Raw genomic sequence first — 12,311 nt, 5'->3', positions numbered from 1 at the left:
GGTTATTACTCCTTATGGGTCCAGGCGCTGACAGGGAAGAAGGTTTCCTGGTTTTTTGCATACACGCGGCTTAACGTCTGCATGCTTACAAAAAGACTTACGCGATAGAGTGTTTGTGATTCAAGCGTATCAAGCACATAGAGCAAATGAGCGTTTTGTTTGGGGCATTGACGCTCCATCACGCCATAACCTTTTTTTCGAAAGCTCTGAACCAACTGAATACCAAAGCCATCGCGCACTTTTTGCCCCATGCAAAAGGTGTGTTGTGCCGGAGGAAACACGCGGCTTAATTGATTGGCTGAGTCTTGTGCCAAAACCGCACCCTGAACTTGTGATATTGGCGTAAAATTCCCATAGTGCATGCTGGCACAACTGGATAACAACAATGCTATAAATAGAACGGTTATGTTTTTCATCTGGAGCACCTTGAAATGGTAATTTTTTCTTGAGAAGCACCGCTTCCGATAACAAGTATCGCCTTATCGAATACACCGTCCACAATGTAGCGACAGCCTTGAACGCGATAATTCACCATGACCGATTCAGACTTTCCAAAAAGACCTTTACTTCTTAAAACCAAAAGCGCAGGAGCGTCATTTTGAGCCATGGCTTTGGGCATCTCGATGATGGTTTTAACGCCGTTGTTATAGACTCGAACCGGCTTCAACCGGGAGTTGCCTTGAACTTTATAGTTAAAGTTAAGATCGCCTAGATACTCCTGGGTTTCTGGCAAGGTATCCATTTTGCGTCTTTCAGCTTGCATGTGTTGAATGAGTTGCCACTTGGCTTTTGCTTCATCGGGGTATGTGAATGAAATGTAGGGCATGAACTCGGTGCGATCGGACTTTAGTCTGAAGTGATACGTCCTTCGGTCGGTGGTGACAACCATTGATGAATCAAGCCCTGCATCTTTAGGTTTGATGAGCAGATGGATTTGTTGTGAGCTGCCTGCTCCTGTGATGGAGGGTTCTACGACAAAACGCGGGTCACCAACATTCATGTCGTTAAACTGCTCACCGGGTTGCAGGGCAATATCACAAACCTGTAATGGTGCACATACCACGCGGATTTGTCCTGAGCCATAAATAAAACTGACCGAACCATCGGCAGAGGCAAAAGGCTTACTTGTTTTTTCGCCTTTTTGGGTACGCTCTGCAATGTCTAGTGCCTGCTTTTCCTGAGTTGAGAGCTTAGGATCGGTTTCTGAAAAATATCGGTTGGCAATCTCGGTATTATCCAGTGCAAACCCAGCTAGTGGGGTGAGTAAACACAAGGTGCTGATGATTCGTTTCATTGCTGTTCTCCATGCTTTAATTCGTAGGACCAGTTGAAGTCACGCACATAAATCAGGTGAGGATTTTTTAGCATGGACTCACTGGCGGCATCATGGACTTCATTGTCCTGATATAGGTTAATCATCGCTTTCATCATGCGTGGTTTTTCTTTGAGCGTACCATCACGATTTCTGACAGTTTCTATCCAGTCCACTTGCCAGGTTTGATCGGATTCTTGCAGCACGGAGCGAATCTCAACGCTGACGATTTCATGCGTGGCTCGTTCAAATGGATTGGATTGTTGCTTGTCGCTGTAAAACTCTTGAACTTTCGTTAACGCGGCATCATTGGCATTAAGGTAGGAGTACACTTGAAACACCGCTTTCTTTTGCAGCTCCACATCCAGGCTTACCATGCGAATGTTTTCAATAAAATGAGCCGCTGCCGCGCGATAATCATCTATTGAGGCGTCACCAACCTTTTCAGCGCGTGTGATGGATAACGTATTACCGTTGGCATCTTGCTGAAAGACCAAAGGGATAAATTTGGATTGGCTACCAATAGCTATGAGTCCGCCTACGGCAGCCAAGGCAATCAGAAGGCTACTTAAGCCCACCAATTGCCAAACCTGTAGGGATTTCATAAGCCCGGCGGTATGAACATTCCATGCGCGTCTGGCGTTGAGATAAGGGTTATTGGTTAATGCTTGTTTCATGCTGCTTCTCCATAGAGTTCTGTGGAAATTCCTTTTTCTAAAAGCCATTGAGCAACCCACGCATCCCCATGCTTTTGTTCCAGTTGTCTCATGCGAGCGATGGAATCGGGATCGGTTGCGCCAACAAACGCCAGGGCATAAGGGCCTAAGGCCAATTGATACAGACGCTGACCTTTTTCACTGACATAGTAGTAATCGCGTTTGGGTTGGGCTGACGCTATGATGTCAATCTGGCGTGGGTTTAATCCCATGCGTTCATATATCAGGCGTGTTTCTGGATCTCTGGCATACAGATTCGGTAAAAAGATTTTGGTGGCGGTTGATTCAACAATCACGTCTAAAATGCCAGAATTGGCAGCATGCGATAAATGCTGGGTTGCCATAAACACCACGCAATTTTTCTTCGCCATGGAATCAAGCCATTCTGCAATTTTGTTTTTAAATACCGGATGCGCCAGCATCAACCAGGCTTCATCAAGTAGGATTAAAGTGGGGCGACCATCCAATGAGGTTTCAATCCGCCTGAAGAGATAGAGCAACACCGGCAAGGCAAATTTCTCGCCTAAACCCATAAGATGCTCGATTTCAAAGGTCATGAAGGACGACAAGCCCAGGCCATCGGATTCGGCATCCAACAAATGCCCCATCAAACCATCAATGGTGTATTGTTTTAAAGTTTCACGGATGGGTTCATCCTGTATGGTCATGACAAATTCGGATAAGGTTTTAGAGCCGCTTTGATGCATGCTGATAATGGCATGGCCGATTTCATTGCGTTGCGCAGGTGTTGTATTGAGACCATTCAAGGCCAGTATGGTATCAATCCACTCCATAGCCCAGGCTCTATCAGCTTTGGTCTCTAAAAACTGTAAGGGAGCGAATGCCAGACGCGAGTCTTTATCTGCAATAGTAAAATGCTCGCCACCGCTTGCCTTACAGGTGGGATACATGGACATGCCTTTATCAAAAGAATAAATTCGCGCATCTTTATAACGCCGCCAGGACAATGCCAGTAAACCCAGATGGGTTGATTTTCCTGAGCGTGTGGGGCCAAACATGATGCCATGACCTAAATCTCTCACGTGCAGATTTAAGCGAAATGGTGCATTACCACTGGTGAGGCAGTGCATCAAAGGCGGTGCGTTGGGTGGAAACAGTGGACAAGGGGCTTTGTTTTCGCCGGTCCAAATACTGGATGTGGGGAGTAAATCCGCCAGATTCATGGTGTTTATCAAAGGCCGTCTGATGTTTTCAACGCCATGACCAGGCAGGCTGCCCATAAACGCATCCATGGTATTGATGGTTTCGGTGCGTGCACTAAAGCCTAAGGCATTGATGTTCTTTTCAATAAAAAGCGCTGCACTCTCAACCTGCGCTCTATCCTCATCCATTAATACCACTACAGAGGTGTAGTAGCCTTGACCTACCATGCCCGAGTTGGTTTCAGCAATCGCGGCTTGCGCATCCTGAACCATATTTAGCGCATCTTCATCAATAACCCCTGAGTTGGTTTGAAACATCTGATCAAAAAAGCCTCTGACTTTTTGCTTCCATTTTTTACGAAACTTGGTGAAATGTGCCACGGCTTCATGGGCATCTAGAAAGATAAAGCGAGAGTTCCAACGGTATTCAACGGGCAACTGCGTTAGAAGCGTTAAAATGCCGGGATAAGATTCCATGGGAAACCCTTCAATGGCAACGCATTGAATGAACTTGCGACCGATTTTAGGAGTAATCCCTGACGTTAATTCCTGACCGCCAATCAATGCATCGAGATACACGGGGTTTTTAGGCAGATTCACCGGGTGATTTAGCCCTGTGACGCAGTATTGAATGTGTCTTAAAAACTGGTCTTGGGTGACTTTTTGATCCTCACGAAGGATCACTTCTGAACCCAATCGCTCAAGGTGCAGTGCCGCACTCATGCGTGATTCAAAGTTTCTGCAGGCTTGCTTGAACGTTTCAATCAATTGATAAGTTTTTGCTTTTTGGCTTAAGGGTTCCCCTGAGTCATCAAACATCAATTCAACAAAACGTTTTTGAGCCAAAACTGGTGGATACCAGGTCAGCGTCATCACGAAATAGCCTTCGAATAACGTGCCCATGTTTTCAAAGAGCTGCCGTCGTTCTTCATCAACGGCTTTTGATACTGGGTCGGGAAAGTGTGAGGCATCACGTTCACTGTAGCCGGGTGCAGCACGTCTTATCGCATCGACATGAATCATCCAGCCATTACCCATGGCAGATAAGGCTTGATTGATGCGAAACGCCATCATTTCACGCGCTTCATCGGTGGTGTTCGCAATATCTTCCCCCTGATACATCCAGGCAGCCATGAACGAGCCATTTTTGCCGACAATCACGCCATCATCGACGACTGCCGCATAGTTTAATAAATCCACTAGTCCAGCCGTTTGACTGCGATGCTTTCTGACATGGTGCTCGCGGCTTTTCAATCGAGTGAGGGCAAATAGCGATCCTAACAATACAAGTCCGGTGATGCTAATAAAAAAGCTCATGAAAGCAATCATAAATACCCCCGTTGATTGTTACGAAAAGGGGTTGAGCGGGCAGCATAATAGGCTTGATAGCCTCTTTGTCTTAAATAAACCGCTCTTATAAAAGGATCGGACTTGGCCATCAGACGAAGTCCTTTTAATGATAAAAACCAAAGGGCAGCACCAGAAATGGCAGCTAGCCAATCTTGAGCCGCGAAGATTAAAATGGCGGATAGCAATCCTGAAAACATGACCAGTTCGCGATCCCCTCCCATAAAAAGACTGGGGCGGTTGCCGCATTGTCGTATTGGAATCGTTCGAAGGCTCATGGCGCAAACTCCGTAACAGTTGGTCTGGAAATTTCAGCGCCTTTGCCTGTAATCGCTGTCATGGTGTTTTGTGCAGCGACTAAGAATGAAAGTACCAATACAAAAAACACCAGGGTGCGCATAAAGCCATTCATGTCACCACCAAAAATCAGTGTGGCTCCTGCGGCAACAAGACCAATGATGGCCGCTGAGAAAGCAAAGGGACCAGTAATGGATTTTTGGATTTTGGTAAGCCAGGAATCAAAAGGAAGTCCACCACCGGCACTCGATGCGCATGCCGGGTGAGTGATGAGTAGCAGTAATACAATCACAGCTCCTGTCATCCAGAGGTTTTTATAGTTAAACAGTGTTGCCTGATTCATGGGGTTCTCCTTAAATGAGTGTTTCGATGATGTAATGTCCGTTTTCAAAGCCTTTTATAGATATGATGTCTTCAACGCGCCGCCCTAATGGTGTTCTTGCGATATGCACCACACAGTGAACCGCCTCACCAATAAGAGGCTCAATCTCAGCCGGTGCAGCAGGGTTGCGGCTAATCAGGGATTTCAAGCGCTGAAGTCCAGCAAGGCAGTTATTGGCATGAAGCGTGGCGGCACCACCCTCATGTCCGGTATTCCAGGCATCGAGTAAATCCAGTGCTTCAGCGCCTCTGACCTCACCAACCAGGATTCGGTCAGGGCGCATTCGCAAGGTGGTTTTTAGAAGTTGCGTCATGTTGACATCAAGAGTGGTGTGGTATTGCACGCAGTTTTCAGCCGCGCATTGAATTTCACCTGTGTCTTCAATGATAAAGACGCGCTCAGTGGGCGAGTGATTCACCATTTCATTGATGATGGCGTTAACTAATGTGGTTTTACCCGACCCCGTGCCGCCAACAACCAGAATGTTATGATGCGTCTTCACTGCATTTTTAATCACTGCACATTGGGCTGCAGTCATCACCTCTGATTGCACGTAGTCATCCAGGCTAAATACCGAGATGGCTTTTTTACGAATGGCAAAGGTGGGTTTGGATACCACGGGAGGTAGTTGTCCCGCAAAGCGCGAACCATCCAGTGGCAGCTCGCCTTCTAATATTGGATTAAATCGCGTAACCTCTTTACCATGAAATCCTGCTACCGTTTTGATGATGGATTCTGCACGTGCCTCAAGAATGCTTCCGATGCAATGCATGGTTTCGCCAAGACGTTCTTGCCACAGTTTGCCATCGGCATTAAGCATGATTTCAACAGTTTTCGGATCGTTTAACGCGCTTTCGATTAAAGATCCTAAATCACGTCGCAGCTTCTCTTTAGCTCTGTCTTTTACCGTAACGCTTTCATCGTCATGTTCTATCATCATGATCCTTGTTCTTGTGATTAAAATACGATGGATAACCCCAGGAGTATTGCATCCTGAGAAGGGATCCCCTCGATGTAGCCCGTTTCAATTAAGGGATTGACCTGATAATTGGGATTACTGCCAAACACATGCTGATAGCCTAGAAAAAAGGCACTGTTATCACTCATGCCATAGCCAAGCCCGACCTGAAGCTCAGCGCTTGTTTTTGCTAAATCGTTGACTTCATTTCTATCGACTTGTAATTGTCTGTAAGCCAGTCCTCCTTTAACAAAGCCAAACACACCAGGGTTATCAAAGGGTGTTACCTTAAGGGTGAGCAATGCATCAATCATGGGTTTAATCACGATACCCACCGGCTCACCGCCTAATACATCAAGTGTTGGTTTTGGGGTGTCGAGTCGCATGGTATTGCCGTTTTGTACCCCGATTTCCAAGCCAGTACTTAGCATCTCAGAAACATCGTATTGCGCCTCCAAACTCAACCGCCCCAACACGCTTTGCCCATCATGGGCATACGCATGCTGATACTGCGTGGCTCCAGTGCTGCCGGAAATGCCGAAGCGAAGTCCTTTGCAATCAAAGCAATTACTTGCCTGAGTCAGGGGGCTAAAAAGCGCTAGCCCCAAAAACAGATAATGAATTTTCATAGCGCATCCTTGTTGATTAAAAACGGGATATTGTCCTGACACGACCCATCGTGTTTGCCTTATCGCTAGCAACTAATTCCCCACTTGAAAAATTAATCAGCCATGCGTTCGAAGCACTTGCTTCGGTTGAGGTCCAATAAAAATCCGGGGCAAAGGATGCGCGATTGCCTATGCGCAAATTGGTGTGCATCAATTGCAGCTCAAAAGCTGAGGGCAAATACCAGCCGCCATAACAAACACCTTGATTGGCGATGGGCGTTTTACAGGGCGTGATGCCATCAGCTTGAACTTGAAATTGAGAGGCCAGGAGGGCAGCAAAGCGGCCTTTTTGATTATCAATGGTCTGGCTTGCAATGATGAGGCGCGTATTGGTCTCACCAGAGCCGATACCATCACCGCGTGCATTGGTGATTTTGTTGCCTGAAGCCCCATTGCGCCATTGAATGCCTTCTTCGGTCACGTCAATTTTACTGGCGATTAAGCCGTGTTGTTTGGACTCATCCACCCAGAAAATAATGCCACCATGGTAGGACTCACCCACGTGATGCACGGTTTGGCTTGCTTTCAATCGTGCAACCTCGTCAAACAGTTTCTGAATGTTGGTGTTGGCCTCGCCGATTAATGTGTAGGCATACTGAATTTTGGCCCACATTTCAGTATCATCGGCTGCAAATGAGGATGCAGCTGGTAGCAGCAACGCAAGTCCAAGTAATTTTTTTAATGTCATGGTTTGATTCCTTATCGGTTAAAATGCATGGATGGGAAGAACATGAGCCTCCATCGCCTTATCCGTACTAGACTGGGCACCACTGCCAAAGTCGAGCACAAAGGCGCTAGACACACTGTCTTCACTAGAACTCCAATAACGACCTGCAATCCATTGTCCTAACCCATGAAGGTAGAGGTTTTGTCGTATCAGTTGTAACTCTGCCAATGACGGCAAATACCAGTTGCCATAACAAGCATGAGTTTGATTACAAGGGGTCTCGTCATCTTCCTGAACCGCGAATTGATGGGCAATCAGTGCGGCAAATTGGCCTTCCTGATCGTCAATCGTTTGTTCAGAAATGATAAGATGCGTGTTTGAAAGACCCGCAAAAAGACCATTCGCCCGGGCATTGGTGGTTTTGTCGCCACTTTCACCATTTCTCCAGGGAATGCCTGAACCAGTTGTTGGGATTACACGGGCAGCAACCAAGCCATGTTGATGCGACTCATCCAACCAAAACACTACGCCGCCTTGATACAACTCACCGATATGATGTTTCAGTTCGGTGATTTGCGCCTCAATTCGGGTGTTTTCCTGGTGGATTTGAATCTGAACCTGTTCAACCGCCTCTTTAATTTGCTTGTCCACATATTCTTTGGAAGCAGGACTTGCCGATGCAAAGGGGGATAGCACTATCAGAGCTAATGCTATGGCCGTTGTACCTGGCCTTTGATTCATGGAGCGCTTAGTCATGACTCATTCCCTCGTTATTGATGATGCGCTGCAGGCTGGCTGCTGTGTTTAAATTTGGAGATGAGTCGATCCACGATGCTTACTTTGTTAGGAGCGGCTTCATAAAACCAGGCATCCTGTTGACGCTCTCTGTAGATGCGTCTTTGAATTTCATCACGGTGAATGGGAAGCGACTGCGGGGCATCAAAGGCCAGACGCACTTCACCATCACGATAACCCACCACCGTGCAGTACACGTCTTCACCGATAACTACCGATTCACCAACTTTTCTTGTTAAAACCAACATGGTTTTTCTCCTTGTTTTGTTAAATTAAGTAGGCTTTGCATTGCCTGATATGTTGCTCAACCACAGCCTCGCTTACGGGCTGGTACGCATCTTTTGCTACATAAAACGAACGACGTTTCTTGATGTCACGACAAAGACCAATCATCTGCGGCAAGCTCGGCGGCATCTCGGTATGGTCACGACAAGACAAAATCGCCTCATTCAAAACCGCATCACTGAATGGTTCTAAACCCTCCAGCCATTCCTTTTTTGCAAACTCCAAAAATCCTTCACTCTTAAACTGGCTGCGCCATAAATGCCCGTAAAACACAGCAAAGCGGGTAAACAGATTCTCAATCCGCTTTTTAGAGCTGTCGGTAGCTCCGCAGACTGATGACGTTGGATTGCTGCTGTTCGTCTTCACTGCTTCCTGCTTCTGGATTCCAGAAGGGGTCAATGGCTTCGTTGTTAGTATTTGTGCGACGCTTCTCATTCCTTTTCTCCTGCGTTAATTCGATTCTGACTTCATCTTCCCAAGATTTTTGCAATAACCAGTTCGCTGGAAATTTCCATGCAGGAACCCACTCGCCATGGGCTTTTTTGGCATGATGGGCTTTAATTTGGCTGTCCAGTGCTTGCAGCATGGTTTGTAGTAACTGCTCATCGGGATTGATTTGTTGGAAAATCTCAAAAGCTCGTTCGCGAGATTTTTTCTCGGGGTATAAACGCCAGAAGTGATCGAATTGGCGTAATAAATAAATATAATTATCTTCTTTTAGAGGTATGGCGGCTTTTGGGGTTTCAACTATGTCGGCTTTTTCATCCTGACTCTCATTTAACCCAGTATTTACAAGGATTTTCTCGAGCGGGTTTATGGCGGCTTTCTGTGGTGGGTTTATGGCGGCTTTATTTTGGACAGAATAATCCGACGAAGCTAAAGGACATTTTAAAATAAGCTGCATACCGTCAGATTGAATTTCAATTAAACCAGCACGAGCTAAACCATACACGGCTCGGCGTACCTGATCACGGGAGAAACTTTGGCTTTTTATGCCTTGATGCGGCTCAACATAAAGCTGCTCAGAAATCGACTGATGACTTATGCGCCTTTTGATTCCCACTGTTCCGGTTTTAACGTCCATATAAGGTCGTATCCCTCTTAAATAAGCTAGTTGCTGAATATGGGGTAAACCACACATTGCTTCTAACTCATCACCATTAATCACAAAATCCATCATGGGTAATATCCCTGTTTATCCTCGTTTTTATTTCCATAATGTGATATCTTTATAAAAATAAAAGATTATTATTCACGATATGTGAATTTATAAACTAATTTATATCACGTAAAGTGATATTGCAATAGTTAACTCTCATTTTTTAGGGGTAAATTTGACTGAGCTAAATATCAAAAAGGAAATTGGCAAACGTATTCTTGAAGCACGGAAGGCGAAAGGCTTGACGTTAAAGGCTCTTGGAGAGCTTGCTGGAGGGTTGAAACAAACGCGCCTGACGAATTGGGAGCAGGGTGTGCGTACTCCCGGTCCGGAAGAGATTAAATCGCTTGCGCGGGCGTTGGATGTTTCACCGGCTTATTTGATGTGTTTGTCGGATGAGGCACAGGTAAAAACTGTAAAAAATACCAGTCACTTAATTCCGCTTTTGGATCATCATCAGGCTTGTCAAGCAAGGCTACATGTCAATGCAATTCGTGAGCAAGGCACATGTATCGATGCTGCATTAATTTCTGTAAGTGCTGTATTACTACCGGAACTAAGTGATGAAGCATTTGCGCTTACAATGACAGATGAAAGTATGATGCCTGAAATTCGAGTTAATGACTTACTGGTTATTGATCCTTTAATTTTACCTAAGCCTGGAGATTACGTTGCGGTTAAAGTTGAGGGGCAAAAGGAGGTAATTATTTGTCAGTATAAGAAATTGTCTTATACCTCATCCGAATTTGAGCTGATAACGTCGAATGACAATTGGCCAAATATTAAACTTGACGATGGTCTTGAAATAGAAATTCTTGGTAGAGTAGTCCAGAAGATTCATTCATATTAATGATCATTTTTTCATTTCCTCTTTATTTCAATGACCTCCAATAAAACCCATTATCCAGCCTCTCTACAAATTTTAGTTGTATACTCTAATAGTAATAATAGTTTGCTTCGCAAATAATCGGCTTAAATCGGCAAAGATCGGTTGACATCAGTTAACCTGTTTGTATACTTTAAAGATATTTAAATGGGGGATACATACCAGTTTTCCCCATACTTCGATTTATGCAATTACATTGTTTTACACCATCGCCCACGAGGAGTTTGAAAATGGAAGAGATGGAAGACCGTTGGTTATCAATAAGTGAAATATGTAAATACCTCGGTGTTAGCAGTGACACCGTGTACAAGTGGATTGATAAACATGAAATGCCCGCGCATCGTATGGGTCGCCTTTGGAAGCTTAAGAAAAATGAAGTGGATAAGTGGGTGAAGGCTGGTGGTGCAGCGGATCATTACTGCAAGGAAACATAAGAAAAAATGAGTACCGAAAGATATAACATGTCATTTATAGGGGGTAGTCTTCTTCATCGTGAATCGGTGAAGCTGGCCGAGTTATATCTTGAACTTGGAGATTGGGATGCTGTTCGAGAAATAGTCATGCTAGAAAACATGTTGCAAACTAGAACACTAAGCACGCTCAAGCGAATTTCTAAGGAGATTATTTCCAGGCTTCAAGTTCTAAACCGAGCAGAACTGGAGACGTTCGTTGGGGGCCGCCATCAAGAGCAAGCCTATCTTTTGTGGCTAGCCATATGCCGTAGGTATAGATTTATTGCTGATTTTGCCGTCGAAGTACTTCGAGAGCGTTTTATTACATTAAAAACTGATCTGACACACGAAGATTTTAACACATTCTTGAACCGAAAATCAGAATGGCATTCTGAGCTTGATGAAATCGCTCCTTCGACAAAATACAAATTAAGACAAATTCTGTTCAAGCTTCTTCGAGAAGCAGGGCTCTTAACGACAAAAAATATAATTAATGGCGCTATATTGAGTCCCAGACTATTGGATCTTCTGCATAAGGGGAATCCTCGCGAAGTATTGTATTTCCCTTTATTTGAATCCGATTTAAAAGAGAGGGAAAAATGTCATACGATATAGCCAAAATGCCTATACAAGATAGATTTCAGCATCTCTTATCCGTCTTATCAAGTCAGCGATTTCTTAATAAGCAGGGACTTGGTAATGAAGTTCCATTCTTCATATGTCCTTTTAAGCCTGAAGAATCTGTTGAAATAAAACGCTATCAGCATCAATTGGTAAAGCGCCTTGAGCTGCTTGGTATTCGTATTTTGGAAATAAATCTTTACGATTTATCGATCGAAATTCTTAAAGATCGAGCTATTTGGCACCAGATCCTTGAAAGGGAGGAATTTGTTTCAAAAGATCAACTAAAAGAGCTGTTGCAAGGCGTACTCGATCCTGAAGCGCATCTAGTGCCAGCTATAGCGACTAAACTGTTAAATGTAGACTATGAAGTACTTTTTCTGACTGGAATTGGTGAAGTTTTTCCTTACATTCGTTCACACAATGTTTTAAATAATTTACAGAGCACAGCCAAAGAAAAGCCAACTGTGATGTTTTTCCCCGGAAATTATACTCATTCATTGGAATCCGGAGCATCGCTCGATCTTTTTGGGAGGCTACATGACGATAAATATTATCGGGCATTCAATATTTTTCACTGCGAACCATAAAAGAGGAAAGTTT

17 protein-coding genes are annotated in these 12,311 nt (G+C 44.7%); 4 read left to right on the top strand and 13 right to left on the bottom strand.

The window, feature by feature from the left end; genetic code table 11:
- Positions 1-5: 5 nt before the first annotated feature.
- Genes EL201_RS13250 through EL201_RS13190 form a run of 13 tightly spaced genes read right to left on the bottom strand, consistent with a single transcriptional unit; the run spans position 6 to position 9,767 of the window.
- A complete protein-coding gene (locus tag EL201_RS13250) occupies positions 6-416 on the bottom strand; it encodes a conjugal transfer protein TrbH (RefSeq protein WP_027222703.1) in 411 nt (136 codons plus the stop codon).
- Complete coding sequence (gene trbG / locus EL201_RS13245; protein ID WP_027222702.1) at positions 413-1,294, bottom strand: P-type conjugative transfer protein TrbG; 882 nt, start codon at positions 1,292-1,294, stop codon at positions 413-415. Before trbG ends, EL201_RS13250 begins: the two co-directional genes overlap by 4 nt.
- Positions 1,291-1,989 carry a conjugal transfer protein TrbF gene (locus tag EL201_RS13240; protein ID WP_027222701.1) on the bottom strand — a complete coding sequence of 233 codons (699 nt, stop codon included), beginning with the start codon at positions 1,987-1,989 and terminating at the stop codon, positions 1,291-1,293. The genes trbG and EL201_RS13240 overlap by 4 nt, the downstream gene beginning before the upstream one ends.
- A complete protein-coding gene (locus tag EL201_RS13235; RefSeq protein ID WP_027222700.1) occupies positions 1,986-4,520 on the bottom strand; it encodes a VirB4 family type IV secretion/conjugal transfer ATPase in 2,535 nt (844 codons plus the stop codon). Before EL201_RS13235 ends, EL201_RS13240 begins: the two co-directional genes overlap by 4 nt.
- Positions 4,517-4,816 carry a conjugal transfer protein TrbD gene (locus EL201_RS13230; RefSeq protein WP_027222699.1) on the bottom strand — a complete coding sequence of 100 codons (300 nt, stop codon included), beginning with the start codon at positions 4,814-4,816 and terminating at the stop codon, positions 4,517-4,519. Before EL201_RS13230 ends, EL201_RS13235 begins: the two co-directional genes overlap by 4 nt.
- A complete protein-coding gene (locus EL201_RS13225) occupies positions 4,813-5,178 on the bottom strand; it encodes a TrbC/VirB2 family protein (protein WP_027222698.1) in 366 nt (121 codons plus the stop codon). Before EL201_RS13225 ends, EL201_RS13230 begins: the two co-directional genes overlap by 4 nt.
- A 10-nt stretch (positions 5,179-5,188) precedes the next feature.
- Positions 5,189-6,157: a P-type conjugative transfer ATPase TrbB gene (gene trbB / locus EL201_RS13220; protein ID WP_414843014.1), complete on the bottom strand. Its 969-nt coding sequence runs from the start codon at positions 6,155-6,157 to the stop codon at positions 5,189-5,191.
- 17 nt (positions 6,158-6,174) lie between these two features.
- Positions 6,175-6,804, bottom strand: coding sequence for an outer membrane beta-barrel protein (locus tag EL201_RS13215; RefSeq protein WP_027222696.1), 630 nt, complete (start codon positions 6,802-6,804; stop codon positions 6,175-6,177).
- Positions 6,805-6,820: 16 nt separating this feature from the next.
- Positions 6,821-7,531, bottom strand: a complete 711-nt coding sequence (locus EL201_RS13210; RefSeq protein ID WP_027222695.1) for an Lcl C-terminal domain-containing protein — start codon at positions 7,529-7,531, stop codon at positions 6,821-6,823.
- Between the two features lie 18 nt (positions 7,532-7,549).
- Positions 7,550-8,266 carry an Lcl C-terminal domain-containing protein gene (locus EL201_RS13205; protein WP_050598298.1) on the bottom strand — a complete coding sequence of 239 codons (717 nt, stop codon included), beginning with the start codon at positions 8,264-8,266 and terminating at the stop codon, positions 7,550-7,552.
- A gap of 14 nt (positions 8,267-8,280) precedes the next feature.
- The gene (csrA, locus tag EL201_RS13200; protein ID WP_027222694.1) at positions 8,281-8,553 is read right to left on the bottom strand and encodes a carbon storage regulator CsrA; all 273 of its coding nucleotides are present in this window, start codon (positions 8,551-8,553) and stop codon (positions 8,281-8,283) included.
- A 19-nt stretch (positions 8,554-8,572) separates the two neighbouring features.
- The gene (locus tag EL201_RS13195; protein WP_027222693.1) at positions 8,573-8,881 is read right to left on the bottom strand and encodes a hypothetical protein; all 309 of its coding nucleotides are present in this window, start codon (positions 8,879-8,881) and stop codon (positions 8,573-8,575) included.
- A 16-nt stretch (positions 8,882-8,897) separates the two neighbouring features.
- Complete coding sequence (locus tag EL201_RS13190) at positions 8,898-9,767, bottom strand: LvrA C-terminal domain-related protein (RefSeq protein ID WP_027222692.1); 870 nt, start codon at positions 9,765-9,767, stop codon at positions 8,898-8,900.
- Positions 9,768-9,924: 157 nt separating this feature from the next.
- Here EL201_RS13190 and EL201_RS13185 point away from each other — a divergent pair, with 157 nt between their 5' ends.
- From EL201_RS13185 to EL201_RS13170, 4 genes are all read left to right on the top strand, one after another.
- Complete coding sequence (locus tag EL201_RS13185) at positions 9,925-10,599, top strand: LexA family protein (RefSeq protein WP_027222691.1); 675 nt, start codon at positions 9,925-9,927, stop codon at positions 10,597-10,599.
- 266 nt (positions 10,600-10,865) lie between these two features.
- Positions 10,866-11,069, top strand: coding sequence for a helix-turn-helix domain-containing protein (locus EL201_RS13180; protein ID WP_027222690.1), 204 nt, complete (start codon positions 10,866-10,868; stop codon positions 11,067-11,069).
- Between the two features lie 6 nt (positions 11,070-11,075).
- Positions 11,076-11,702: a DUF1819 family protein gene (locus tag EL201_RS13175; protein ID WP_027222689.1), complete on the top strand. Its 627-nt coding sequence runs from the start codon at positions 11,076-11,078 to the stop codon at positions 11,700-11,702.
- Entirely contained in the window at positions 11,687-12,298 is a 612-nt protein-coding gene (locus EL201_RS13170; protein ID WP_027222688.1) for a DUF1788 domain-containing protein, read from the top strand. The genes EL201_RS13175 and EL201_RS13170 overlap by 16 nt, the downstream gene beginning before the upstream one ends.
- Positions 12,299-12,311: the final 13 nt, after the last annotated feature.

Source organism: Legionella pneumophila subsp. pascullei, assembly GCF_900637585.1.
GTDB classification, from domain to species: domain Bacteria; phylum Pseudomonadota; class Gammaproteobacteria; order Legionellales; family Legionellaceae; genus Legionella; species Legionella pascullei.
Note: the sequence above shows the minus strand (reverse complement) of the source record. Positions and strands in the feature narration are given on the sequence as shown.